The sequence below is a fragment of the Caulobacter sp. GW821-FHT11E10 genome, assembly GCF_058808375.1.
The window spans coordinates 114,498-137,752 of sequence record NZ_JBXARP010000011.1 but is presented as its reverse complement, the minus strand read 5'-3'; the positions used below and the strand labels follow the sequence as shown (position 1 = coordinate 137,752).

The following is a 23,255-nucleotide window of genomic DNA, read 5'->3' as shown; positions in this document are numbered from 1 at the left end:
TGGCATGAACCATCCGGTGCCCACGGTCGGCGTCGTCTGCCTGCGGGGCGCGGAGGTGCTGCTGATCCGGCGCGGCACGCCGCCGAGGCTGAACCAGTGGAGTTTGCCCGGCGGCCGGCTGGAATGGGGCGAGACGCTGGAAGTCGCCGCCCTGCGCGAACTCAAGGAAGAAACCGGCGTCGACGCCGAGCTCCTCGGGCTGATCGACGTGGTGGACGGCGTCTTTCCAGCTCGTCCCGGCGGCGAGATCACTCGCCACTACGTCCTGATCGACTACGCCGCCCGCTGGACCGGCGGAGAGCCCGTGGCCGGCGACGATGCGGCCGAGGCGCGGTTCGTCTCGCGCGATGAGGCCATGGCGCTGGTGGAGTGGGGCGAGACGCGGCGGGTGATCGCGGAGGCATACGATCGGCTTTCTGAGCTCTGAATGACAATATTCCCGCCTTCCTGGGCCTTGTGCCCAGGACCCATGCGGTCGGCGAGTACGGACAGTCTCGGTTCGCGCCTGCGGTTCAGCCTCGCCAAGCTCCGACAAATGGTGCGGGCTGAACCCTGGGCCCTAGGCACAAGGCCTAGGGAGGCATTGGAGAGAGAAGCGCTTGTGCTTGTCCCCAAGCTCCGCAACATCCCACCCATGACCGTTATCGAGACCCGCGCCCCGCGAGCGCCCATCAGCCCCAACGCCCTGATCCTGATCGCCGCCTGTGTCGTCCTGGGCTGGATCGTGGCGGGCGGGATCCAGCCGCTGGGGCTGTTCACCTTCGCCTTCGTCGCCGCGACCTGGATCCTCAGCGTCGGCGTCCACGAGTTCAGCCACGCCTTCGTCGCTCACAAGGCCGGTGACACGACCATCGTCGAGAAGGGCTACCTGACCCTCGACCCGCTGAAATACACCGACCTCGTCACCACCATCGTCTTCCCGCTGATCGCCCTGGCGCTGGGCGGCATCGGTTTTCCGGGCGGGGCGGTCTATCTGCGCGAGGACCTGATGCGCTCGAAGGGCTGGCGGTCGCTGGCTTCGCTGGCCGGACCGCTTGGGACGCTGGTCGTGCTGATCGTCATCGCCATGGCCTTGCCGTTCGTGTCGTCGGCGCCCTTGCGCAACGCGTTGGCCATGCTGGCCTTCCTGCAGGCCAGCGCCCTCATCCTGAACCTGCTGCCGTTTCCAGGCCTGGACGGCTACGGCGTGATCCGGCCGTTCCTGCCGGATCGTATCCGCGTGGCCATGCGCAAGGTCGAGCGGGTCGGCTTCCTGCTGCTGTTCGCCCTGATCTTCTGGGTCCCGGGGGTCAGCAAGCTGATCTTCATGGCGGCCCTGACGATCACCGACATTCTGGGCGTATCGCGACCCGCGATCGGCGCGGGCTGGGAGACCTTCCACTTCTGGGGCCCTTGACCGTTCGCGCCTGACCGCTTCTTCTTCAAACAACTGTTTCAAGAAGAATGAGGAGGGCTCGCCATGGCCTACGCGCCGTTCAATCTGTCGGGCAAGGTCGCGCTGGTGACCGGCGGCAACCGCGGCATCGGCTTCGGCATGGCCAAGGCGATGGCGCAGGCCGGGGCGGACGTCGTGATCTGGGGCTCCAACCCCGAGCGCAACCTCGCCGCCGAGCAGCAGCTGACCGGCCTGGGCGTCCGGGTGAAGGCCCAGACGGTCGATGTCTCCGACGAAGCCCAGGTCCGCGAGGGCATGGAGGAGGCCGTGGCCGCCATGGGCCGGGTCGACAGCGTCTTCGCCAACGCCGGCATCGGCTACGGCTCGCCCTCGTTCGTCGACATGCGGACCGAGACCTATCGCAAGATCCTGGCGGTCAATCTGGACGGGGTCTTCTTCACCCTGCGCGAAGCCTGCCGCCACATGGTCGAGCGGGCCAAGACGGGCGATCCGGGCGGTTCGCTGGTCGGCGTCGCCTCGCTGGCCGCCATCGAGGGCGCGGCCCGCAACGAGGCCTATGCCGCCACCAAGGGCGCGGTGATCTCGATGATCAAGTCGGTCGCCGTCGAGCACGCGCGCTACGGCGTCCGCGCCAACGCCATCCTGCCCGGCTGGATCGCCACCGACATGACCGCCGGGGCGCAAGGCAACGCCACCTTCGCCGAGAAGGTGATCCCCCGCGTTCCCGCCCGCCGCTGGGGCGAGCCCGAGGACTTCGGCGGCATGGCCGTCTACCTGGCCTCCGACGCCTCCAGCTATCAGTCGGGTACGACCATCGTCATCGACGGCGGATACTCGATCTTCTAACGGCGGGTTTCTTGGACTCTGAAGTCCAATAAAAAGCCATTGAAAACAGGCTCTTGCGGAACATCGTCCGCAGTGAGAAGCTTTCCTCGTGGCAGCCTGGACATCAGATCCGGGCGCCGACGAGGAAACGAGAGAGATGACGCCCCAAGACGTTGTCAGCCTGGCCCCGCCGCGTGGCTTCATGATGCTGGTCGCTTTGGTCCTGACGGCCATGGCGAGCTGCTTCTGGACCTGCGAGTCGGATGTCGAGGCCGAGCTGACGAAACACAACTAGGTCCGACTGACCTCGCGGCACGCTTGCGGACCGGGCCGCGCGCCGAAATCCTCCTGGAAACATAGGGAGGAAGGGCCATGGGGCTGCGCACGCCGCTCTGCGATCTTCTGCATATCGAACATCCGATCCTGCTCGCCGGCATGGGCGGGGTGTCCTACGCCCCGCTGGCGGCCGCGGTGTCGAACGCCGGCGGCTACGGCGTGCTGGGCATGGCCGGGACCTCGCCGGACTTCATCCGCGCCCAGATGCGCGAGGTCAAAAGTCTCACCAACAAGCCGTTCGGGGTCGACCTGCTGGCCGCCACGCCCGACGCCCTGACCGCCAGCGTCGAGGTCATCATCGAGGAGGGCGCCTCGTCCTTCATCGCCGGCCTGGGCGTGCCGCTGCCGATCATCGAGCGTCTCAAGGCGGCGGGTCTCAAGGTCATGGTCGTCTGCGGGGCGGTGAAGCACGCGGTCAAGGCCGAGCAGGCCGGCTGCGACGCGGTCATCTGCCAGGGCGGCGAGGGCGGCGGCCACACCGGTCTTGTCGGCACCCTGCCGCTGGTGGCCCAGGCCGTGGAGGCGGTGAAGATCCCGGTGGTCGCCGCCGGCGGCTTGCATGACGGTCGCGGGTTAGCGGCGGCGTTGGCCCTGGGCGCGCAAGGCGTCTGGATGGGCACCCGGTTCATAGCCAGCTTCGAGGCTCACGCCGGCGATCTCTATCGCCAGGCGGTGGTCGAGGCCGCCGACGAGGACACCGTCCGCACGCGCTGCTATTCGGGCAAGCCGATGCGGGTGCGCAAGAACCCCTATGTCGACGACTGGGAGACTCGGCCGGCCGACATCCAGCCGTTCCCGCAGCAGGCCATAGTCTCGATCAAGGCCGGGGCCATGGGCGGCATCGGCGGTCAGGTCGAGGGGCTGGACCCCGACAAGTCCTGCTTCGCCATGGGCCAGAGCGCCGGCGGCGTGCGCGAGGTCCTGCCGGCCGGCGAGATCGTGGCCCGACTGATGGCCGAGGCGGAGACGGCGTTGGAGAGAGCCAACGCCTTCAGGATCTAGAGCTCGACCTTGGGCAGCACCCTGCTGAAGTGAGCCTCGACCGCGTCGTGACACTCGCAGGCGCGCTTCTCCAGTCCAGGGCGATCGAGGATCTCGACCCGGCCTCGACCGATGTGAAGGACCCCGGCGTCCTGCAAGGCCCGCGCGACGGCGCTGATCGTTGTGCGCTGCACGCCCAGCATCTGGGCCAGGGTCTCCTGGGTGAGGCGAATGGGTTCCTCGCCCGAGCGATCGTGGGCGAACAGCAGCCAGCGGCAGACGCGCTGCTCGATCGGATGCAGGGCGTTGCAGGCCACCATCTGCATCATCTGGGCGATGAACACGTCGGCGGCGCGATCGAAGAGGTCGGCCACGACGGCATGGCGGACCTTGAGCTCTTCCAGGCGGACCGTCGGCAGGCAGTAGGCGTGGCCAGGAACGCGGACCACGGCGCGGCCGTAGGCGGGCTTGAAGCCGGCGCTGACCACCCCGCCGATCGCGCCCTCGAGTCCGATGCTGGCCGCCTCGATCTCCTGGCCATCGGCCGAGACGACGAGCAGCGAAACCTGGGTCGGCCCGCATGGCAGGTAGGTGGTTTCGACATCGTCGCCGGCGTCGAACAGGACGACATCCGCCGCGAGCTCGACAAGGGTCAGGTAGGGGGCCACTTCCGCCAGCGCGTCTGGGCGCAAGGCGGCGAGCAGCCGGTTGGCGGAATGGGGCGGCGCGGTGTCGCTCTCGGCGGTTCCGCGAGCGATGCGGGCGATGGCGGTCATTCGGACCTCCCGTGACTTGGCGCCTTAAAAGCGCGCGGCGCACGGCTTAGTTTCCCGCTTCCGTCGAGACTCTTCCGGATACGTCCGATTAGGTGTCTTGGGGCCTACGGGAGCCGAGGATTCAGCTGAGGGGCGTGGGGCCCGGCAGCACCCAGTCCTCTTCCTGTTCGTGCATCATGACGGGCAGGCCAAGGCCGGCCGGATGCTCCGCCAGGCGACGCGCCGCGGCGCTTGCCTGGCTGCGGGTTTCGTAGGCACCGAACCGCAGATTGTCGCCGATGATCGACCAGCGATCGCCGACGCGCACCACACCGTAATGCACCTCAGTCATGGCTAGACCTCCTTGCAGTATCCACAGGGAACGCCTCATCCGTGGCGATCGCAAGGCCTTTGTTGCTCAAGCTTTTCTGACACCGGGGGACATTTTGTCCCCAGGCGGGGGAAGGCCGGATTCGCCCTTTGGGGGCGGGCCCGTGACAGGCGGACCGGCTTTGGCGATAACGGTCGCATGTCGCGTCCGTTCCTCCTCGGCCTCGCTCTGAGCGCCCTCGTCGCCTCGCCTTTTCTGGCGCCCATGGCCTCGGCCCAGGACCGGGACGCGGGTGAGCGCCAGCGTCTGCTGGACCTAGCCTATACGCTGGGCGAGAGCCACGCCCTGCGCCAGGCCTGCCAGGGCGAGGGCGACCAGTACTGGCGGGCGCGGATGGTGCGGCTGACCGAGGTCGAGCAAGCCGACCAGGCTTTCGACGTCCAGCTGCGCGAGCGGTTCAACACCGGCTTCGCCGCGCGCCGCAGCGAATATCCGGTCTGCGACGACGCCAGCCGCGCCGCCGAACTGCAGGCCGCGCGCAAGGGCCAGGCCCTGGCCCGCAAGCTGTCGCAGTCGATGCGCCAGGTTCAGCCGGTCCCACCGGATTCCATGGCGGACGGCGAGGGCGCGCGCTAAGCTCCACCCAAAGTTAGGTTTGGCCGAAGTCAGGCCTTTGGGGGAGCAACCGTCGTGGGCGGCATCGTCGTACTGATCTTCGTGGGTTTCGCCTTCGTGCTGATGTTCAGCGCGATCAAGATCGTGCCGCAGGGGCGCGAGTTCACGGTCGAGCGGTTCGGCCGCTACACCCGGACGCTGAAGCCCGGCATCTCGTTCCTGACCCCGTTCTTCGAGGCCATCGGCCGCAAGGTCAACGTGATGGAACAGGTGCTGGAGGTGCCTCAGCAGGAGGTCATCACCAAGGACAACGTGTCGGTGAAGGTCGACGCCATCGTCTTCATCCAGGTGATGGACGCCGCGGCCGCCGCCTATCGGGTCGACAATCTCATCTACGCCATCACCCAGCTGGCCCAGACCAACCTGCGCACCGTGGTCGGCTCGCTGGAGCTGGACGAGGTGCTGAGCCAGCGCGACCAGATCAACACCCGCCTGCTCTCGACCATCGATCATGCGACGGGTCCTTGGGGCGTGAAGGTCGCGCGCATCGAGATCAAGGATCTGACCCCGCCGCCGGACATCACCAACGCCATGGCGCGCCAGATGAAGGCCGAGCGTGAGAAGCGGGCGGTGATCACCGAGGCCGAGGGCGAAAAGCAATCCCAGATCGCCCGCGCCGAGGGCCAGAAGCAGTCGGCCATCCTGCAGGCCGAGGGCCGCCGCGAGGCCGCCTTCCGCGACGCCGAGGCGCGCGAACGTGAAGCCGAGGCCGAGGCCAAGGCGACCACCTTCGTCTCGGAGGCCATCGCCAAGGGCGACGTCAACGCCATCAACTATTTCATCGCCCAGAAGTACGTCGAGGCGTTCGGCGAGCTGGCCCGCAGCCCGCAGCAGAAGACGGTCATCGTGCCGGCCGACTTCGCCGGTCTGACCGGCACGGTCGCGGGCGTCAGCGAACTGATCAAGAGCCTGGGCGCCGACACCCAGCGCGCGCCGACCACCAGCACGCCGACCGGCGGCAAGCGCGGAGCCTGACGTCATGGACGCCGTTGGAGGGTTCTACGCCTTGCATCCGTTCTGGCTGTGGCTGGCCGTGGCCGCGATCTTCCTGGCGATCGAGGTCGCGACCGGCACCGGCTGGCTGCTGTGGCCCGCCGCCAGCGCCTTCGCGGTCGGCGTCATCGCCCAGTTCCTGCATCCCGGACTGATCGCGGAGCTTGGCCTGTTCGCCGCCCTGACCATCGCCACGACCCTGCTGGCCAAGCGCTATCTGCGGCCGGTGCTGGAGGCCACGAGCCCCGACCTCAACGATCCGCTGCAACGCCTGATCGGCCAGCGCGGCCAGGTGCTGTCGACCTTCGAGCAGGGCCGTGGCCGGGTCTTCGTCGACGGCAAGGACTGGGCCGCCGAGACCGACGAGCCGATCCCGGCCATCAGCCAGGAAGTGGTCGTCATCGGCGTCGACGGGGCGGTGCTGAAGGTGCGCAAGATCCCCGCGTGACGGCGGCCTGCTGACAAGTTCGTGGCCTCGCCCCTGTTATCCGTCGCGAACCACACCATTTGAGGCGCCAGCAAGCCAACCTTTTAGGGGAGGCGCGGTGGCCGCCTTCGGCTATCGCGCTTAGGGAGACGGCGTGACCTCCATCATTTCGGTATCGGGTCTGACCAAGACCTATGCGTCCGGCCATCAGGCCCTGAAGACGATCGACCTCGACATCCGGCAAGGCGAGATCTTCGCGCTGCTGGGCCCGAACGGGGCGGGCAAGACCACCCTGATCAGCATCATCTGCGGGATCGTCAATCCCAGCCAGGGGACGATCCTGGCCGACGGCCACGACGTGGTTCGCGACTACCGCGCCGCGCGGACCAAGATCGGCCTGGTGCCGCAGGAGCTGCACACCGACGCCTTCGAGACGGTTTGGGCCACGGTGCGCTTCTCGCGCGGCCTGTTCGGCAAGGCCCCGAACGATGCGCTGATCGAGAAGATCCTTCGCGACCTGTCGCTGTGGGACAAGAAGGACAGCAAGATCATGGCGCTGTCGGGCGGCATGAAGCGCCGCGTGATGATCGCCAAGGCGCTGAGCCACGAGCCGACCATCCTGTTCCTGGACGAGCCCACCGCCGGCGTCGACGTCGAGCTGCGTCGCGACATGTGGGAGATGGTCCGCCAGCTTCGGCAGAACGGCGTCACCATCATCCTGACCACCCACTATATCGAGGAGGCCGAGGAGATGGCCGACCGGATCGGGGTGATCAACAAGGGTGAGATCATCCTGGTCGAGGACAAGGCGGTCCTGATGCGCAAGCTCGGCAAGAAGCAGCTGACCGTGCACCTGCGCGAGCCGTTGGCGGCCTTGCCGCCAGGCCTGGCCGACGCCTCGCTGAGCCTCCTCAACGACGGCGCCGATCTCGTCTACACCTTCGACGCCCAGGCCGACGACACCGGCATCGCCGACCTCTTGAAGCGGCTCGGCGAGCACGGCGTCGAGTTCAAGGACCTGAAGACCGACCAGAGCTCGCTGGAGGACATCTTCGTCAGCCTGGTGAGGGCCCCGCAATGAACGTCCACGCCATCAAGTCCATCTACCGCTTCGAGATGGCGCGCTGGTTCCGCACCCTGGCCCAGAGCGTCATCTCGCCGGTCCTGTCGACCAGCCTCTATTTCGTGGTGTTCGGCTCGGCGATCGGCTCGCGCATGCAGGCCATCGACGGGATCAGCTACGGCGCCTTCATCGTGCCGGGCCTGATCATGCTGTCGCTGCTGGGCGAGAGCATCTCCAACGCCTCGTTCGGCATCTACATGCCCAAATGGGCCGGCACGATCTACGAACTGCTCTCGGCCCCGGTGGCCTGGATCGAGACGGTGGCCGGCTATGTCGGGGCGGCGGCGACCAAGTCGATCTGCCTGGGCCTGCTGATCCTGGCCACGGCGCGGATCTTCGTGCCGTTCGAGATCGCCCACCCGTTCGTGATGCTGCTGTTCCTGGTGCTGACCTCGATCACCTTCAGCCTGTTCGGCTTCATCATCGGGGTCTGGGCCGACGACTTCCAGAAGCTGCAGATCATACCGCTGCTGGTCGTCACGCCGCTGACGTTCCTCGGCGGCAGCTTCTACTCGATCAAGATGCTGCCGCCGATCTGGCAGAAGATCACCCTGTTCAACCCGGTGGTCTATCTGATCAGCGGCTTCCGCTGGAGCTTCTATGGCCAGTCGGACGTCGGCGTGGGCGTCAGCTTGGGCATGACGGCGGTGTTCCTGGCGGTCTGCCTGACGGCGGTCTGGTGGATCTTCAAGACCGGCTACCGGCTCAAGGTCTAGTCCTCGGCGACGGGCGGGACGTCCTCGGACGTTTCGCCCTTCAACCCCTTCATGCCGCCGCCCCGGGCGACCAGTGAAGCCTCGGCCGCGCGGACCATGGGGCGCTCGCCATTGAAGGTCGCCAGCGTCTGGAAGGTCGCGAACAGGTCGGGATCCTTGCGGGTGTCGATCTCGGGCTGCTGGACGATCAGGTGCAGGTCGCGCGCCTTCAGCCGCAGCACGATGTCCAGCAGATCGACCATGGTGCCGGCCAGCGCATGGAAGCTGGGAACCGCCAGGGCGCCGCCGTCCTGCAGGGCGTCCAGCGCCCGCTGCAGGCCGGGCCGCACCACGCCGGTGGCCAGGCACCGGTCGCTGAACACTTCCTCGCAGCCCAACAGCAGCAGGCGCTCCTCCTGGGCGGGGCTGAAGAAGGTCCCGCGCACGGGCGGCACGCGATAGTAGCCGACGAGTTTCATGCGGCGGTGCTTTGCAGACCCGACCGGCCCTGGCGAGGAGATTTCGCGGGTGTCCACAGTTCGCTTCCCTACGCCCTCGCGAACCGCGCCCGATAGGCGCCGGGCGTGGTCGAGAACTGACGGCGAAAGTGATGGCGCAGGGCCGGAGCGCCCAGGCCCACGGCCTCGGCGACCTGCTCGATCCCGGCCGGCGAGGTTTCCAGGAGGTCGCGGGCCCGGTTCAGGCGCTCGGCCAGCAGCCAGCGGGCGGGGGTGTCGCCGGTCGCGGCCTCGAAGCGTCGCAAGAACGTCCGCTCGCTCATGCCGACGGCGCCCGCCAGGGCCTTGATGGTGTGGGGGCCAGAGAGATCAGCGCGCATGCGGTCGAGGATCGGGCCCAGGCGCGAGGCCTCGTGGACACTGGGCACGGGCCGCTCGACGAACTGGGCCTGGCCGCCATCACGATGCGGCGGCACGACCAGGCGGCGGGCCACGGTGTTGGCGGCCTCCGGTCCGAAGTCGCGGCGGATCAGGTGTAGGCCAAGATCGATCCCCGCCGCGCTACCGGCGGAGGTCAGCAGGTCGCCCTCGTCGACATAGAGCACGTCCGGCTGGACCTGGATGGCCGGATGGCGCTCGCGCAGGGCCTCGGCATAGCGCCAATGCGTCGTGGCTTGCCGGCCGTCCAACAGCCCCGTGGCGGCCAGGACGAATACGCCTGAGCAGATCGACATCAGCCGCGCGCCGTTGGCATGGGCCCCGCGCAGGGCCTCGATCAGCGGGGCGGGGACAGGGGCATCCATGCCGCGCCAGCCTGGGGCGACGATGACGCTGGCTTGCGCCAGAAGCTCCAGCCCGCCGTCGCCGACGATCCGCACCCCGCCCAGGCCCTTGAGGTCGCCCGGCTCCACGGCGGCCGTGGCGAAGCGGTACCAGTCCGGCCCCATCTCCGGTCGGGGCAGGGCGAACAGCTCGACCGCCACCCCATATTCGAAGGTGCAGAGGCCGTCATAGGCCAAGGCCACGACGAGGGGCCCAAGGGACGGCGAGGAGTTTGGCATGATCTTTACGGCCAATGTCTATCTCGCCAGCTAACGCGCGGCGCGGCCGTGAGGCAAGTCTGCCGTCGTCATCAACGGAGGCCGCCATGAGCGCCGTATCCCAAATCCCCGCCGCGTCCTTCCGGGACGCCGCCGCCCACTTCGCCGCGCGCCTGTCGCTCGAGACCGATTGTTCGGACGTCGGCGCGGCCATGCGGGCCGGTGAGGTCGATTTCGTTCTGCTGCACGTGGTGGGCCAGCCCCAGGCCTATGCCCGCCGCCACGTGCCGGGCGCGATCCACCTGCGCCATGCCGACATGACCGCCGAGCGGATGGCCGAGTGGCCGGCCGACACCCTGTTCGTGGTCTATTGCGCCGGCCCGCACTGCAACGGCGCCGACCGCGCGGCGCTGAAGCTGGCGCGCCTGGGCCGCCCGGTGAAGCTGATGATCGGCGGCATCACCGGCTGGGAGGACGAAGGCCTGCCGTTCGCCACCGGCGAACAACCGGGGGTGCTTGCCGCCTAGATTTGAAGCGAAATTTCCTTGTCATCCCGGCCGCAGCGAAGCGGAGAGCCGGGACCCAGGGGCAGCCGCACGGGGGCTTGGCCCCTGGGTCCCGGACAGCCTCTGCGAGGCTTCCGGGATGACACGGGTTTTTTTGGTTTTCAGGAGGGCCGGATCAACCGAACCGCGGGTTCGCCTTGCGCAAACCCTCATTGGCCAAGGCGTCGGCCCGTTCGTTCAGCGGATGGCCGGCGTGGCCCTTGACCCAGCGCCAGTCGACGTCGTGTCGGTCGCGCGCGGCGTCGAGCCGCTTCCAGAGGTCGTCGTTCTTGACCGGGCTCTTGTCGGCGGTCTTCCAGCCGCGCGCCTTCCAGCCCCGGATCCATTCCTGGATGCCCTTCATGACGTACTGGCTGTCGGTGTGCAGCTCGATCTTGCAGGGGCGATTGAGCAGTTCCAGCGCCTGGATGGCGGCCATCAACTCCATGCGGTTGTTGGTGGTCGCCGGCTCGCCGCCGCAGATTTCCTTCTTCTTGTCGCCATAGAACAGGATGGCGCCCCAGCCGCCGGGGCCCGGGTTACCCTTGCAGGCGCCGTCGGTGTAGATCGTGACCTTGGGCGTCATCAGAACAGCACGAGACCTTCGCGGTGGACGGCCAGCTTGCGCTCGTACTCCAGCGGATCCTTGGGCCTGACCAGCGCGCCGGCGGGCGTCGAGCCCCAGTCAGCCAGGCGGGTCAGGAAGAAGCGCATGGCCGCGCCGCGCGCCAGGATCGGCAGAGCGTCCTTCTCGGTCGGGCTCAGCGGCCGGCGGCGCTCATAGCCGTTCAGCAGGGCCTTGGCGGCGGTGATGTTGAAGCTGCCGTCGGGCTCGAAGCACCACGCGTTCAGGGTCACCGCCACGTCGTAGGCGTAGCTGTCGTCGCAGGCGAAGTAGAAGTCGATCGCGGCGGCGAACTTGCCGTTCGACTGGAAGAAGACGTTGTCCGGGAAGTAGTCGGCGTGGATCACGCCCGTCGGCAGATTGCGCGGCCACATCAGGGCCAGCTGCGACAGGTCGGTGTCGATGGTGGCCGATAGGCCGGGCTTGAGGTCTTCAGCCGCCTTGCGGTGCTTGGCGAACAGCGGCGACCAAGAGGCCTGGCCGAGGTCGTTGGCGCGACGGCCCGGATAGCCTTCGCCGGCCAGGTGCAGCCAGGCCAGGCCTTCGCCGGCTTCACGGCAGTGGGCGGCGGTCGGCTTGCGCACCGACAGGCCCGGCAGGAACTCGACGATCGCCGCCGGCTTGCCGCGCAGGCTGGACAGCGTGGCGCCGTTGCGGGTCGGGATCGGCCGGGCGCTGGGATAGCCCTTGTCGGCCAGCCAGGTCAGCATGTTGAGGAAATAGGGCAGGTCCTCGGCCTTCACCCGACGCTCATAGACCGTCAGGATATAGCGGCCGTTCTCCGTCTCCAGCAGGAAGTTGGAGTTCTCCACGCCCTCGGCAATGCCCTTGAACGCCAGCGGCGAGCCCAGGTCATAGCCTTCTAGGAAGGCTTCGAGTTCCGCGTCGGTGATGTCGGTATAGACGGCCATGACGCCGGGATGCTCGACCGGACGCCTTCGGTCAAGCGGCGGTTAGGCCGTCAACAGGCGCGGCAGCTTGAAGGTGATGGTCTCCCGCGCCTCGACCAGCTCTTCGACCGTGGTGTCGAAGCGGGCGGCGATGGCGTCGATGACGCCCTGCACCAGGTCTTCCGGCGCCGAGGCGCCGGCGGTGAGGCCGACGCGCGAGACGCCCTCGAACCAGGCCCAGTCGATGCCGCTGGCGTCGTCGATCAGGTGCGCGGCGCTGGCGCCGGCCTTCAGGCCGACTTCCTTCAGGCGCACCGAGTTGGAGGAGTTCTTCGAACCGACCACCAGGACCAGTTCGGTCTGCTCGGCCAGATGCTTGACCGCGTCCTGGCGGTTGGTGGTGGCGTAGCAGATGTCTTCCTTGTGCGGGGCGGCGATGCCCGGGAAACGTTCGCGCAGCAGGGCGACCATGTCGGCCGTGTCGTCGACCGACAGGGTGGTCTGGGTCAGGAAGGCCACGTTGGAGGCGTCCTTCGGCATCCAGGCGGCGGCGTCCTTCAGGTCCTCGATCAGGGTGACCGAGCCCTCCGGCAGCTGGCCCATGGTGCCGATCACCTCGGGGTGACCGGCGTGGCCGATCAGCACGATCTCCCGGCCGGCGTCGAAATGCTTCTGGGCCTCGACATGGACCTTGGATACCAGCGGGCAGGTGGCGTCGAGAAAGATCATCTCGCGCGCCTTGGCCTCGGCCGGCACCGACTTGGGCACGCCGTGGGCCGAGAACACCACCGGCCGGTCGTCGGGGGCTTCCTCGAGTTCCTCGATGAACACCGCGCCCAGGGCCTTCAGCCGATCGACGACGTGGCGGTTGTGGACGATCTCGTGGCGCACATAGACCGGGGCGCCGAATTTCTCGACGGCGCGCTCGACGATCTGGATGGCGCGATCGACGCCGGCGCAGAAGCCGCGCGGGCTGGCCAGCACGAGGGAGATCGGGCGGCGGACGGACGTATGGGCGTTCATGACGCGGAAACTAGTCGCTTGGGTGGCCCGGCGCCAGGAGTCTGCGGCGTTGCGACGTCACGCATATGCCTTTATCAGGCTGCAATACGCTGGCGGGGCCTCATGGTCCCGCTTGGCTAGTTCCTCTGTTCGGACCGGACGTTTCATGCGCCGCAATTTCTCGCTCGCCCTCAGCGCCCTGATGGCTGTTTCGATCGCCGCGACCACGGCGACGATCGCTCACGCCCAGTCGCGCGGCGACCAGGGCGGCCAGGACGAAGACCAGGCCGCCAAGAAGAAGAAGCGCGACGAGGAGTGGAACCAGCCCAAGGCGCCGCTGCAGCAGCTGCGCAACGCCGGCCCGTGTCCGTATGTGAAGGTCCTGTACGACGCCAGCCGCTACGTCGAGTTCAAGGACGCCAAGGAATCGGCCGCCCAGGCTGGCTTCACCGGCGAGATCCAGAGCATCGCCTCTGGTTGCGCCTACAAGAGCGACGAGCCGATCAAGATCCGCGTCGAGGCGCTGTTCCAGCTGGGCCGTGGCCCGCAGGCTCAGGGCGACAAGCACGTCTACCGCTACTGGGTTGCCGTCACCGAGCGGAACCAGTCCGTGATCGCCAAGGAATATTTCGACCTTCCGGTCAGCTTCGCCGCCGGCCAGGATCGCATCTACGCGACCGAGACCATCGAGCAGATCACCATCCCGCGCGCCGACAGCAAGGTCAGCGGCGGCAATTTCGAAGTGCTGATCGGCTTCGACGTGACGCCGGAAATGGCCGCCTTCAACCGTGAGGGCAAGCGCTTCCGGGTCAACGCCGGCCAGACCGCCCAAGCAGGCCAAGGCCAAACAGGGACGACCACTAAGCAATGAACGATTTGAAGCGGTCCCTGAGCGAGGCGGCCGCGGCCGCTTTCCAGGCCGCCGGACTTCCTCCCGAGTTCGGACGCGTCACCGCCTCCGACCGACCCGACCTGGCCGATTTCCAGTGCAATGGCGCCCTCGCGGCGGCCAAGAGCGCGAAGCGCAATCCGCGCGAGATCGCCGTGCAGGTCGTCGACATCCTGAAGGGCGACCCGCGCCTGGCCTCGGTCGAGATCGCTGGGGTCGGCTTCATCAACATGCGCGTCAGCGACGAGGCCCTGGCGGCCCGCGCCCGCGAGATCGCGGCCGACGAGCGGACCGGCGCCCAGCTGCTGGAAACGCCGCGCCGGGTGCTGATCGACTACGCCGGTCCCAACGTCGCCAAGCCGATGCACGTGGGCCACCTGCGCGCCTCGATCATTGGCGAGTCCGTCAAGCGCCTGTATCGCTTCCGCGGCGACGACGTGGTGGGCGACGCCCACTTCGGCGACTGGGGCTTCCAGATGGGCCTGCTCATCTCGGCCATCATCGACGAGGACGCCTTCATCCGCGCCCTGATGGAGAAGCTGCCGGAAGCGCCGCGCGGCTTCTCGTCGGACGACGAGGCCAAGGTGATGGCCGAGTTCGCGAGCCGGATCACCCTGGCCGACCTCGATCGCATCTATCCGGCCGCCTCGGTGCGCCAGAAGGAAGATCCGGAGTTCAAGGAGCGCGCCCGCAAGGCGACCGCCGAGCTCCAGAACGGCCGCTTCGGCTACCGCCTGCTGTGGCGTCACTTCGTCAATGTCAGCCGCGTGGCCCTGGAGCGCGAGTTCCATGCCCTGGGCGTCGACTTCGACCTCTGGAAGGGCGAGAGCGACGTCAACGACCTGATCGAGCCGATGGTCCGCCAGCTGGAGGACAAGGGCCTGCTGGTCGCCGACCAGGGCGCGCGCATCGTCCGCGTGGCCCGCGAGGGCGACAAGCAGGACGTGCCGCCGCTGCTGGTGGTCTCGTCGGAAGGCTCGGCCATGTACGGCACGACCGACCTGGCCACGATCCTGGATCGCCGCAAGTCGTTCGACCCGCACCTGATCCTCTACTGCGTGGACCAGCGTCAGGCGCTCCACTTCGAGACCGTGTTCCGCGCCGCCTATCTGGCCGGCTACGCCGAAGAGGGGGCGCTGGAGCATATCGGCTTCGGCACCATGAACGGCACGGACGGCAAGCCCTTCAAGACCCGCGCCGGCGGCGTCCTGAAGCTGCACGACCTGATCGAGATGGCCCGTGAAAAGGCCCGCGAGCGCCTGCGCGAAGCCGGCCTGGGCGCCGAGCTTTCCGAGGAGCAGTTCGAGGAAACCGCGCACAAGGTGGGCGTCGCGGCCCTGAAGTTCGCCGACCTGCAGAACTTCCGTGGCACCTCGTACGTCTTCGACCTCGACCGCTTCACCAGCTTCGAGGGCAAGACCGGTCCGTACCTGCTGTACCAGTCGGTGCGCATCAAGAGCGTGCTTCGCAAGGCCGCCGAGGCCGGCGCGACCGCGGGCCGGATCGTCATCGGCGAACAGGCCGAGCGGGATCTGGCCATGCTGCTGGACGCCTTCGAGGGCGCCCTGGCCGAGGCCTATGACAAGAAGGCTCCGAACTTCGTGGCCGAGCACGCCTATAAGCTGGCTCAGTCGTTCTCGAAGTTCTACGCCGCCTGCCCGATCATGAGCGCCGACACCGAGGCGCTGCGAGCCTCCCGCCTGGCCCTGGCCGAAACGACGCTGCGCCAGCTGGAGCTCGCGCTCGAGCTGCTCGGCATCGAAGCGCCGGAACGGATGTAGTCTCGAGCCCCTTCCCCTCGCGGGGAAGGGTTGGGGATGGGGCGCCCGCGCGGTGCTTGCCTATTCAGAGCGCACACCCTCACCCCCCGGCCCCTCCCCGCACGGGGGAGGGGAGATCACCGTTGCAATCTCCACAACACCGCATGACAGTCCCGGCCGTATCGCGTCGGGAGGGGTCATGAAGAAGTCCGTGGTCGCCATGTTGTTGGCGAGCGTCTGCGTGAGCGCCATCGCCGCGCCCGCCTTCGCCGAGAAGGCCAAACCCGCCGACAAGGGCGGCGACAAGTTCTCCGAAGCCACCGCCGGTCTCGAACGCAAGGACGGCCTCGTCCCGGTGTTCGTGGACAAGAAGGGCGGCCGGGTCCTGCTGCTGCTGCCCAAGCCGGGCGCGGACGGGATCGCCGGCCGCTATCTTTACCAGACCTACCTCCGGTCCGGCCTCGGCTCGAACCCGACGGGCCTGGATCGCTCGGCCCCCGGCGACACCCAGATCATCGCCTTCCGCCGCGTGGGCGGGAAGGTCATCGCCCAGTTCGAAAACTGGGGCTTCAACGCCGCGCGCGGCTCGGTCGATGAACAGAAGGCGGTGGCCGACTCGTTCCCGATCTCCAGCGTCTGGTCGAACGTCGTCGAGGCCGAGACGCCGGACGGCGGGCTGCTGGTCGACGTCACCAGCTTCCTGACCCGCGACGCGCAGGGCATCGCCAGGACGCTCAAGCGCAGCAAGCAGGGCGACTTCCGCCTGAACGACGGCCTGTCCTATGCCGACACCGGCGAGGTGAACGTCTTCCCGCAGAACGTCGAGCTGGAGGCGGTCCAGACCTTCGTCGGCGACGAGCCGGGCGGCGAGGTGCGGGGCATCGTTCCCGATCCGCGCAATGTCACCCTGGCCCTGCACCACTCGTTCGTGGCCCTGCCCGAGCCCGGCTATCAGCCGCGCGTCAACGATCCGCGCGTCGGCGTCATCGACCATACCGTGGCTGATTATTCCGCGCCGCTGAGCGAGCCGGTGGTCTATCGCCTGGTCCACCGCTTCCGCCTGGAGAAGACCGATCCGACCGCCGCCCGCTCGCCGGTCAAGAAGCCGATCGTCTTCTATGTCGACCGCGCCGCGCCCGAACCGGTGCGCTCCGCCCTGATCGAGGGCGGCCGCTGGTGGAACCAGGCCTTCGAGGCCGCCGGCTTCATCGACGCCTTCAAGGTCGAGCTTTTGCCCGAGGGCGTCAGCCCGCTCGACGCTCGCTACAGCGTCGTCAACTGGGTGCACCGCCAGACGCGCGGCTGGTCGTATGGCCATGCGGTGGTCGATCCGCGCACGGGCGAGATCGTCAAGGGCGACGTCTTGCTGGGCTCCGACCGGATCCGCCAGGACCGGCTGATCTTCGAGGGGCTGCTGGGCGCCGACAAGACCGGCAAGGGCGGTCCGAACGATCCGATCGAGATTTCCCTGGCCCGCATCCGCCAGCTGTCGCCGCACGAGATCGGCCATTCGATCGGCCTGCAGCACAATTTCGCGGCCAGCACCTATGGCGACCGCGCCTCGGTGATGGACTATCCGACCGCCCGGATCGCCATCAAGGACGGCAAGTTGGATTTCTCCGACGCCTATGGTCGTGGCGTCGGCACCTGGGACAGGTTCGCGATCGACTGGCTGTACGGCGTCGCCCCGCCCGGAACCGACGAGAAGGCCTGGCTGAAGACCAAGGCCGACAAGAGCCAGGCCGATGGCCTGCGCTACGTCGCCGACGAGGACGCCCGGGCGTCCGATACGCCGCATCCCGTGGGTGCGGTGTGGGACAACGGTGCGGATCCGGTCGCGGAGCTCGACCACGTGCTGGCCGTGCGCAAGATCGCCTTGGACCGCTTCGGTCTCGCCGCCCTGCCGAAGGGCGCGTCGGTGGCCGACCTGCGCCGCGTCATCGTGCCGATCTACATCTTCCATCGCTACCAGGTCGACGCGACGGCCAAGCTGGTCGGTGGGATCGACTTCAGCTACGGCGCCGAGGGCGACGGCCATGAGGCCAGCAAGATCGTCCCGGCCGCGCGTCAGGCCGCCGCCATCGACGCCCTGCTGCGCGCGCTCGCGCCGGCCGCGCTGGATCTCTCGGACAAGACGCTGGACGTCCTGACCTCGGGCCAGTCGCAAGGCGGCGACCACGCCTACGAGATCGAGACCTTCCACCAAGGTCCAGTGTTCGACCTGCCGGCCACCGCCGAGGTCGCGGCCGACCTCGTCTGGAGCGACCTGTTCGCGCCGGCGCGCCTGAACCGGCTCGTCGAGGCCAAGCGCCGCGATCCGGCCCAGCCTGGTGTCGAGGGCGTGCTCGACAAGGCCCTGGCCTTCGCCGCCTTCGATGGCAAGGCGACGGGGCGCCAGGCCGAGCTGGCCCGCCGCGTGCGCCAGCGGATGGTGGTCAATCTCGCTCAAGCCCTGGACGACAAAAGTCTCTCGCCCACCGCCGCCGCCGTGATCCGCGCGCGGCTGGCCGACTGGGGCAAGGGGCTCAAGGCCGTGACGGTTGGTGACGTCGCCGACCGGGCTCAGGCCCGCGCCCTGGCCGGGATCGTCACGGACGAGAGCGGCGGTCGTCTGTCGTCCCTGGTCGCTGACGGCAAGGCCAAGGTCGCCGTCCCGCCGGGGCCGCCGATCGGCGAGGATGACTGGTTCGGGGATCTGTCTCTCTAGTCGGCAGGCCGTGCTTGACTCGCACGGCCGCCTCCCGCATTGACCCCGACGACCCTCGCGGGAGACATCGGGATTCGATCCCGAGGCCGAAGGCGCAACCGCCCCGGAAACGCTCAGGCAAACGGACCGCGCGAGTTTAGGAACGCTGGAAAGTAGCCTCCCGAAAGGGCGGCTCGCCGAAGGAGCAAGGCCGACCCCAAACAGCAGAGGGGGAAGGCCGGAATCTCTCAGGTCCAAGGGACAGCGGGGGCGCGACCAACCGGCGGAAGCCGGACGTCTCGCCGACCCCGCTTGGAGCCCGTCCAGTGTCTGATCAAGACCTCAAGAAGACCCCCCTGTACGACGCCCACGTGGCGCTGGGCGCCCGCATGGTGCCGTTCGCCGGCTATTCCATGCCGGTGCAGTACAAGGACGGGGTGCTGAAGGAGCACCTCTGGACCCGCGAGCACGCCGGCCTGTTCGACGTCTCGCACATGGGCCAGGCGCGTCTGCGCGGCGAAAACCCGGCCAAGAGCTTCGAGAAGGTCGTCTCGGCCGACTACCAGGGCCTGAAGCCCGGCAAGCAGCGCTACGGCGTTCTGCTGAACGCCGATGGCGGGATTATCGACGACCTGATGACCGCCCGTCCTGACGACGACGGACTGTTCGTGGTGGTCAACGGCGCCTGCAAGGACAACGACTACAAGATCATCGCCGAGGCCCTGGCCGGCGAAGCCACGGTCGAGCGTCTCGAGGACCGCGCGCTGCTGGCGCTGCAAGGCCCCGAGGCCGCCGCCGTCCTGGCCGCCCATGTGCCGGAAGTCGCGCAGATGGTGTTCATGGACACCAAGGCCCTGACCGCCTTCGGCGTCGACGCCATCATCTCGCGCTCGGGCTATACCGGCGAGGACGGCTACGAAATCTCGGTGCCGGCCGACGCCGCCGAGCGCGTGTGGAACACTCTGCTGGCCGACGAGCGCGTCAAGGCGATCGGCCTGGGCGCTCGCGACAGCCTGCGCCTGGAAGCGGGCCTGCCGCTGTATGGCCACGACCTGGACGAGACCGTGTCACCGATCGAGGGCGGCCTGAACTTCGCTGTCGGCAAGGCGCGTCGCGAAGCCGGCGACTATCTGGGCGCGGCCCGCATCGCCAAGGAGCTGGCCGGCGAGCTGTCGCGCGTCCGCGTCAATCTGAAGGTGCTGGAAGGCGCCCCGGCCCGCGAAGGCGCCGAGATCGCCGATGAAGCCGGCAATGTCATCGGCAAGGTCACCAGCGGCGGCTTCGCGCCGAGCTTGGGCTTCCCCATCGCCATCGGCTTCGCCCCGCCGGCCTATGCGGCCGTGGGTACGAAGCTCAAGGTCATCGTTCGAGGAAAGCAGGCGGCCGCCGAGGTCGTCGCCACCCCGTTCGTCGCCAACCGTTACGTCCGCAAACTCTAATCAAGGGCCGACAGAGATGCGTTTCACCAAAGATCATGAATGGGTCATCGTCCAGGGCGACGTGGCCACCGTCGGCATCACCGCCTACGCCGCCGAGCAACTGGGCGACGTGGTGTTCGTCGAGGTTCCGGAAGTCAGCAAGACCGTGAAGCAGGGCGAGAACCTCGCCGTGGTCGAGAGCGTCAAGGCCGCCTCGGACGTCTACGCCCCGGTGTCGGGTGAGGTTGTCGAGGGCAACGCCGAGCTCGGCGACGCCCCCGAGACCGTCAACGCCCTGCCGGAAAGCGGCGGCTGGTTCGCCAAGATCAAGCTGTCGAACCCGGCCGAGGTCGACGCCCTGATGGACCGCGAAGCGTACGAAGCGTTCCTGGCCACCCTCTAAACTTCCGCCTCCTCGCGAAAGCAGATCATGCGTTACCTCCCCCTGACCCCCGAAGACCGCGTCGAGATGCTCGGCGCGATCGGCGTGAAGTCGATCGACGATCTGTTCGTCGACGTCCCGGCTTCGGCCCAACGCGCCGGAACCGTCGACCTGCCGCTGCATGCCGGCGAAATCGAAGTCGAGCGCGAGATGGCGGGCCTGGCCCGTCGCAATCGCGCCGCGGGGGAGGGGCCGTTCTTCTGCGGGGCCGGCGCCTATCGCCACCACGTGCCGGCCACCGTCGACCACATCATCCAGCGGTCGGAGTTCCTGACCAGCTACACGCCCTACCAGCCGGAAATCGCGCAAGGCACCCTGCAGGTGCTGTTCGAGTTCCAGACCCAGGTCGCGGCCCTGACCGGCATGGAAGTGGCCAACGCCTCGCTCTATGACGGCTCGACCGGCGCGGCCGAGGCCGTGATGATGGCCCAGCGCGTCACCCGCCGGAACAAGGCGGTGATGTCGGGCGGGGTCCACCCGCACTATGTCGAGACCATCGAGACCCTGGCCCACGCGGCCGGCGTCACGACCCAGGCGATGACCCCGGCCGTCGACGCCGAGGATGCGGTGATCGCCGCCATCGACGCCGACACCGCCTGCGTCGTCGTCCAGACCCCCAACGTGTTCGGTACGGTCACGGACGTGACGAAGATCGCCGAAGCCGCCCACGCGGCCGGCGCGCTGCTGATCGTCGTGACGACCGAAGCCGTTTCGTACGGCCTGTTGAAGTCGCCTGGCGAGATGGGGGCGGACATCGCCGTGGCCGAGGGCCAGTCGATCGGCAACGGCCTGAACTTTGGCGGTCCCTATGTCGGCCTGTTCGCCTGCAAGGAAAAATTCGTCCGCCAGATGCCGGGCCGCCTGTGCGGCGAGACGGTCGACGCGGACGGCAAGCGCGGCTTCGTCCTGACCCTGTCGACCCGCGAGCAGCACATCCGCCGCGACAAGGCGACGTCGAACATCTGCACCAACAGCGGCCTGTGCGCCCTGGCCTTCTCGATCCACATGAGCCTGCTGGGCGAAACGGGCCTGCGCCAGCTGGCCGCCCTGAACCACCAGAAGGCCGTCGCCCTGCGCGACGCCCTGAAGGCCGTGCCAGGCGTCGAGATCCTGACCCCGCGCTTCTTCAACGAGTTCGCCATCCGCGTGCCGGGCAAGGCCGACGAGATCGTCGAGACCCTGGCCGGCCACGGCGTCATCGCCGGCGTGCCGTTCTCGCGCCTCGACGCGGGCGCGGGCCTGGACGACGTTCTGCTGGTCGCGGCCACCGAGACCACGCTGGACATCGACATCGCTTTCTTCGCCAAGCTGCTGACCAAGATGGTGGCCCAATGAGCATGAACAACGTCGGCCGCCCCACGCGCCCCGAAGCCGCCAACGACGCCCCTGCTGGCCACGAGACCCTGACGGGCGGTCGTGGTCTGCTGCAGGACGAAGCCCTGATCTTCGAGCTGGACGGCTGGAACAAGACTGGTGTCGACCTGCCGGAGGCCTCGGCCCCGTCGAGCGATCTGGCCGGCCTGCTGCGCGACGCCCCGATCGGCCTGCCCGGCCTGTCCGAGCCCGAGACCGTCCGCCACTACGTGCGCCTGAGCCAGAAGAATCACGCCATCGACCTGGCGCTGTATCCGCTGGGCTCGTGCACGATGAAGCACAATCCGCGCCTGAACGAGAAGATGGCGCGCCTGCCGGGCTTCTCGGACATCCACCCGCTGCAGCCGCAGTCGACGGTGCAGGGCGCCCTGCAGCTGATGGACCGCCTGGCCCACTGGCTGAAGACCCTGACCGGCATGCCCGCCGTCGCCCTCTCGCCCAAGGCCGGCGCCCACGGCGAGCTGTGCGGCCTGCTGGCCATCCGCGCCGCCCACGAGGCGGCCGGCAACGGCCACCGCAAGACCGTCCTGGCGCCCACCAGCGCCCACGGCACCAACCCGGCCACGGCGGCCTTCGTCGGCTACACCGTCGTCGAGATCGCCCAGACCGATGACGGCCGCGTCGACCTGGCGGACCTGGAGTCCAAGCTCGGCGACCACGTGGCCGCGATCATGGTCACCAACCCCAACACCTGCGGCCTGTTCGAGCGCGACGTCGTCGAGATCGCCCGACTGACCCACGCGGCCGGGGCCTATTTCTACTGCGACGGCGCCAACTTCAACGCCATCGTCGGCCGAGTGCGCCCGGGCGACCTGGGCGTCGACGCCATGCACATCAACCTGCACAAGACCTTCTCGACGCCCCACGGCGGCGGTGGTCCGGGCGCGGGTCCGGTGGTGCTGTCGGAAGCCCTGGCGGCCTTCGCCCCGACGCCCTGGCTGGTCCACGGCGACGACGGCTTCTCGATGGTCGAGCACGCGGGCGAGGAGGGGGCCAAGACCGCCTTCGGCCGCATGAGCGCCTTCCACGGCCAGATGGGCATGTATGTCCGCGCCTATGCCTACATGCTCAGCCACGGCGCCGACGGCCTGCGCCAGGTGGCCGAGGACGCCGTCCTCAACGCCAACTACATCAAGGCCCAGCTGTCGGACGTGATGAGCCCGGCCTTCCCGAACGGTCCGTGCATGCACGAGGCCCTGTTCGACGACAGCTGGCTGGAAGGCACCGGCGTGACCACGCTCGACTTCGCCAAGGCGATGATCGACGAGGGTTTCCACCCGATGACCATGTACTTCCCGCTGGTCGTGCACGGCGCGATGCTGATCGAGCCGACCGAGACCGAGAGCAAGCAGGAGCTGGACCGCTTCATCGCCGCGCTAAGGGCCCTGGCCGGCGCCGCGAAAGCCGGCGAGGCCGAGCGTTTCAAGGGCGCGCCGTTCCACGCGCCGCTCCGGCGCCTGGACGAGACCCTGGCGGCCCGCAAGCCCCGGTTGAGGTGGAAACCTGTGGCCGCGGCGCCACTGGCGGCTGAATAGCATTTTCCATACCCCCTGATCGAGGGAGGGCGCCTTTACGGCGTCCTCATCCCT

At 68.2% G+C, this 23,255-nt stretch carries 25 protein-coding genes and 1 riboswitch; of the genes, 18 read left to right on the top strand and 7 right to left on the bottom strand.

Annotation, left to right across the window (positions count from 1 at the left end; all coding sequences use genetic code 11):
* The first annotated feature begins 4 nt into the window (after positions 1–4).
* The 5 genes from AC1RRV_RS22250 to AC1RRV_RS22230 all read left to right on the top strand — a co-directional run bounded on the left by AC1RRV_RS22250 (position 5) and on the right by AC1RRV_RS22230 (position 3,559).
* Positions 5–427, top strand: a complete 423-nt coding sequence (locus AC1RRV_RS22250; protein WP_492861829.1) for an NUDIX hydrolase — start codon at positions 5–7, stop codon at positions 425–427.
* Between the two features lie 207 nt (positions 428–634).
* Positions 635–1,396, top strand: coding sequence for a site-2 protease family protein (locus AC1RRV_RS22245; protein WP_492861828.1), 762 nt, complete (start codon positions 635–637; stop codon positions 1,394–1,396).
* Between the two features lie 63 nt (positions 1,397–1,459).
* Positions 1,460–2,242, top strand: a complete 783-nt coding sequence (locus tag AC1RRV_RS22240; RefSeq protein ID WP_492861827.1) for an SDR family NAD(P)-dependent oxidoreductase — start codon at positions 1,460–1,462, stop codon at positions 2,240–2,242.
* Between the two features lie 136 nt (positions 2,243–2,378).
* Positions 2,379–2,516 carry a hypothetical protein gene (locus AC1RRV_RS22235; protein WP_492861826.1) on the top strand — a complete coding sequence of 46 codons (138 nt, stop codon included), beginning with the start codon at positions 2,379–2,381 and terminating at the stop codon, positions 2,514–2,516.
* 77 nt (positions 2,517–2,593) lie between these two features.
* Entirely contained in the window at positions 2,594–3,559 is a 966-nt protein-coding gene (locus tag AC1RRV_RS22230; RefSeq protein ID WP_492861825.1) for an NAD(P)H-dependent flavin oxidoreductase, read from the top strand.
* On the opposite strand, the gene AC1RRV_RS22225 is transcribed toward AC1RRV_RS22230, so the two are convergent.
* A complete protein-coding gene (locus AC1RRV_RS22225) occupies positions 3,556–4,314 on the bottom strand; it encodes a Crp/Fnr family transcriptional regulator (protein ID WP_492861824.1) in 759 nt (252 codons plus the stop codon). The two genes, AC1RRV_RS22230 and AC1RRV_RS22225, sit on opposite strands and share 4 nt — an antisense overlap.
* Before the next feature lie 121 nt (positions 4,315–4,435).
* Entirely contained in the window at positions 4,436–4,663 is a 228-nt protein-coding gene (locus AC1RRV_RS22220; protein ID WP_492861886.1) for a hypothetical protein, read from the bottom strand.
* Between the two features lie 159 nt (positions 4,664–4,822).
* On the opposite strand from AC1RRV_RS22220, the gene AC1RRV_RS22215 reads away from it, so the two are divergent.
* The 5 genes from AC1RRV_RS22215 to AC1RRV_RS22195 all read left to right on the top strand — a co-directional run bounded on the left by AC1RRV_RS22215 (position 4,823) and on the right by AC1RRV_RS22195 (position 8,558).
* Positions 4,823–5,260, top strand: a complete 438-nt coding sequence (locus AC1RRV_RS22215) for a TIGR02301 family protein (protein ID WP_492861823.1) — start codon at positions 4,823–4,825, stop codon at positions 5,258–5,260.
* A 54-nt stretch (positions 5,261–5,314) separates the two neighbouring features.
* Positions 5,315–6,274: an SPFH domain-containing protein gene (locus AC1RRV_RS22210; protein ID WP_492861822.1), complete on the top strand. Its 960-nt coding sequence runs from the start codon at positions 5,315–5,317 to the stop codon at positions 6,272–6,274.
* Between the two features lie 4 nt (positions 6,275–6,278).
* Positions 6,279–6,740 carry an NfeD family protein gene (locus tag AC1RRV_RS22205; RefSeq protein ID WP_492861821.1) on the top strand — a complete coding sequence of 154 codons (462 nt, stop codon included), beginning with the start codon at positions 6,279–6,281 and terminating at the stop codon, positions 6,738–6,740.
* Between the two features lie 133 nt (positions 6,741–6,873).
* Positions 6,874–7,800 (top strand): ABC transporter ATP-binding protein, encoded by a 927-nt coding sequence (locus AC1RRV_RS22200; RefSeq protein WP_492861820.1) that lies wholly within the window; start codon positions 6,874–6,876, stop codon positions 7,798–7,800.
* Complete coding sequence (locus tag AC1RRV_RS22195; RefSeq protein WP_492861819.1) at positions 7,797–8,558, top strand: ABC transporter permease; 762 nt, start codon at positions 7,797–7,799, stop codon at positions 8,556–8,558. The genes AC1RRV_RS22200 and AC1RRV_RS22195 overlap by 4 nt, the downstream gene beginning before the upstream one ends.
* On the opposite strand, the gene AC1RRV_RS22190 is transcribed toward AC1RRV_RS22195, so the two are convergent.
* Positions 8,555–9,073, bottom strand: a complete 519-nt coding sequence (locus AC1RRV_RS22190; RefSeq protein WP_492861818.1) for a recombinase family protein — start codon at positions 9,071–9,073, stop codon at positions 8,555–8,557. The two genes, AC1RRV_RS22195 and AC1RRV_RS22190, sit on opposite strands and share 4 nt — an antisense overlap.
* Before the next feature lie 11 nt (positions 9,074–9,084).
* Positions 9,085–10,056: a transcriptional regulator FtrA gene (gene ftrA, locus AC1RRV_RS22185; protein WP_492861817.1), complete on the bottom strand. Its 972-nt coding sequence runs from the start codon at positions 10,054–10,056 to the stop codon at positions 9,085–9,087.
* A gap of 86 nt (positions 10,057–10,142) precedes the next feature.
* Between ftrA and AC1RRV_RS22180 the strand changes: the two genes are divergently transcribed.
* Positions 10,143–10,562 carry a rhodanese-like domain-containing protein gene (locus AC1RRV_RS22180; RefSeq protein ID WP_492861816.1) on the top strand — a complete coding sequence of 140 codons (420 nt, stop codon included), beginning with the start codon at positions 10,143–10,145 and terminating at the stop codon, positions 10,560–10,562.
* A 154-nt stretch (positions 10,563–10,716) separates the two neighbouring features.
* Here the strand turns inward: AC1RRV_RS22180 and rnhA are convergent, their stop codons facing one another.
* From rnhA to ispH, 3 genes are read right to left on the bottom strand one after another with little or no spacing between them, the layout of a single operon-like run.
* Positions 10,717–11,166: a ribonuclease HI gene (gene rnhA / locus AC1RRV_RS22175; RefSeq protein ID WP_047411834.1), complete on the bottom strand. Its 450-nt coding sequence runs from the start codon at positions 11,164–11,166 to the stop codon at positions 10,717–10,719.
* A complete protein-coding gene (thrB, locus tag AC1RRV_RS22170) occupies positions 11,166–12,116 on the bottom strand; it encodes a homoserine kinase (RefSeq protein ID WP_492861815.1) in 951 nt (316 codons plus the stop codon). Before thrB ends, rnhA begins: the two co-directional genes overlap by 1 nt.
* A gap of 42 nt (positions 12,117–12,158) precedes the next feature.
* On the bottom strand, positions 12,159–13,118 hold the full coding sequence (gene ispH, locus AC1RRV_RS22165) for a 4-hydroxy-3-methylbut-2-enyl diphosphate reductase (protein ID WP_492861814.1): 960 nt from the start codon (positions 13,116–13,118) through the stop codon (positions 12,159–12,161).
* A gap of 145 nt (positions 13,119–13,263) precedes the next feature.
* Between ispH and AC1RRV_RS22160 the strand changes: the two genes are divergently transcribed.
* The 7 genes from AC1RRV_RS22160 (at position 13,264) to gcvPB (ending at position 23,201) form a co-directional block, all read left to right on the top strand.
* Positions 13,264–13,968: a Tat pathway signal sequence domain protein gene (locus AC1RRV_RS22160; protein ID WP_492861813.1), complete on the top strand. Its 705-nt coding sequence runs from the start codon at positions 13,264–13,266 to the stop codon at positions 13,966–13,968.
* On the top strand, positions 13,965–15,767 hold the full coding sequence (locus AC1RRV_RS22155) for an arginine--tRNA ligase (protein ID WP_492861812.1): 1,803 nt from the start codon (positions 13,965–13,967) through the stop codon (positions 15,765–15,767). The genes AC1RRV_RS22160 and AC1RRV_RS22155 overlap by 4 nt, the downstream gene beginning before the upstream one ends.
* A gap of 178 nt (positions 15,768–15,945) precedes the next feature.
* Positions 15,946–18,453 (top strand): zinc-dependent metalloprotease, encoded by a 2,508-nt coding sequence (locus AC1RRV_RS22150; protein ID WP_492861811.1) that lies wholly within the window; start codon positions 15,946–15,948, stop codon positions 18,451–18,453.
* A gap of 48 nt (positions 18,454–18,501) precedes the next feature.
* A riboswitch (glycine riboswitch) is annotated at positions 18,502–18,592 on the top strand.
* 166 nt (positions 18,593–18,758) lie between these two features.
* Positions 18,759–19,871 carry a glycine cleavage system aminomethyltransferase GcvT gene (gene gcvT / locus AC1RRV_RS22145; protein WP_492861810.1) on the top strand — a complete coding sequence of 371 codons (1,113 nt, stop codon included), beginning with the start codon at positions 18,759–18,761 and terminating at the stop codon, positions 19,869–19,871.
* A complete protein-coding gene (gene gcvH, locus AC1RRV_RS22140) occupies positions 19,765–20,253 on the top strand; it encodes a glycine cleavage system protein GcvH (protein WP_492861809.1) in 489 nt (162 codons plus the stop codon). The genes gcvT and gcvH overlap by 107 nt, the downstream gene beginning before the upstream one ends.
* A 27-nt stretch (positions 20,254–20,280) precedes the next feature.
* Positions 20,281–21,627 (top strand): aminomethyl-transferring glycine dehydrogenase subunit GcvPA, encoded by a 1,347-nt coding sequence (gene gcvPA / locus AC1RRV_RS22135; protein ID WP_492861808.1) that lies wholly within the window; start codon positions 20,281–20,283, stop codon positions 21,625–21,627.
* Positions 21,624–23,201: an aminomethyl-transferring glycine dehydrogenase subunit GcvPB gene (gene gcvPB, locus AC1RRV_RS22130; RefSeq protein ID WP_492861807.1), complete on the top strand. Its 1,578-nt coding sequence runs from the start codon at positions 21,624–21,626 to the stop codon at positions 23,199–23,201. Before gcvPA ends, gcvPB begins: the two co-directional genes overlap by 4 nt.
* Positions 23,202–23,255: the final 54 nt, after the last annotated feature.

Coding starts and splice junctions, on each gene's coding strand:
- AC1RRV_RS22250 (WP_492861829.1), top strand. CDS start 5: ATGAACCATCCGGTGCCCACGGTCGGCGTCGTCTGCCTGCGGGGCGCG.
- AC1RRV_RS22245 (WP_492861828.1), top strand. CDS start 635: ATGACCGTTATCGAGACCCGCGCCCCGCGAGCGCCCATCAGCCCCAAC.
- AC1RRV_RS22240 (WP_492861827.1), top strand. CDS start 1,460: ATGGCCTACGCGCCGTTCAATCTGTCGGGCAAGGTCGCGCTGGTGACC.
- AC1RRV_RS22235 (WP_492861826.1), top strand. CDS start 2,379: ATGACGCCCCAAGACGTTGTCAGCCTGGCCCCGCCGCGTGGCTTCATG.
- AC1RRV_RS22230 (WP_492861825.1), top strand. CDS start 2,594: ATGGGGCTGCGCACGCCGCTCTGCGATCTTCTGCATATCGAACATCCG.
- AC1RRV_RS22225 (WP_492861824.1), bottom strand. CDS start 4,314: ATGACCGCCATCGCCCGCATCGCTCGCGGAACCGCCGAGAGCGACACC.
- AC1RRV_RS22215 (WP_492861823.1), top strand. CDS start 4,823: ATGTCGCGTCCGTTCCTCCTCGGCCTCGCTCTGAGCGCCCTCGTCGCC.
- AC1RRV_RS22205 (WP_492861821.1), top strand. CDS start 6,279: ATGGACGCCGTTGGAGGGTTCTACGCCTTGCATCCGTTCTGGCTGTGG.
- AC1RRV_RS22195 (WP_492861819.1), top strand. CDS start 7,797: ATGAACGTCCACGCCATCAAGTCCATCTACCGCTTCGAGATGGCGCGC.
- ftrA (WP_492861817.1), bottom strand. CDS start 10,056: ATGCCAAACTCCTCGCCGTCCCTTGGGCCCCTCGTCGTGGCCTTGGCC.
- AC1RRV_RS22180 (WP_492861816.1), top strand. CDS start 10,143: ATGAGCGCCGTATCCCAAATCCCCGCCGCGTCCTTCCGGGACGCCGCC.
- rnhA (WP_047411834.1), bottom strand. CDS start 11,166: ATGACGCCCAAGGTCACGATCTACACCGACGGCGCCTGCAAGGGTAAC.
- thrB (WP_492861815.1), bottom strand. CDS start 12,116: ATGGCCGTCTATACCGACATCACCGACGCGGAACTCGAAGCCTTCCTA.
- ispH (WP_492861814.1), bottom strand. CDS start 13,118: ATGAACGCCCATACGTCCGTCCGCCGCCCGATCTCCCTCGTGCTGGCC.
- AC1RRV_RS22160 (WP_492861813.1), top strand. CDS start 13,264: ATGCGCCGCAATTTCTCGCTCGCCCTCAGCGCCCTGATGGCTGTTTCG.
- AC1RRV_RS22155 (WP_492861812.1), top strand. CDS start 13,965: ATGAACGATTTGAAGCGGTCCCTGAGCGAGGCGGCCGCGGCCGCTTTC.
- AC1RRV_RS22150 (WP_492861811.1), top strand. CDS start 15,946: ATGAAGAAGTCCGTGGTCGCCATGTTGTTGGCGAGCGTCTGCGTGAGC.
- gcvH (WP_492861809.1), top strand. CDS start 19,765: ATGCGGCCGTGGGTACGAAGCTCAAGGTCATCGTTCGAGGAAAGCAGG.
- gcvPA (WP_492861808.1), top strand. CDS start 20,281: ATGCGTTACCTCCCCCTGACCCCCGAAGACCGCGTCGAGATGCTCGGC.
- gcvPB (WP_492861807.1), top strand. CDS start 21,624: ATGAGCATGAACAACGTCGGCCGCCCCACGCGCCCCGAAGCCGCCAAC.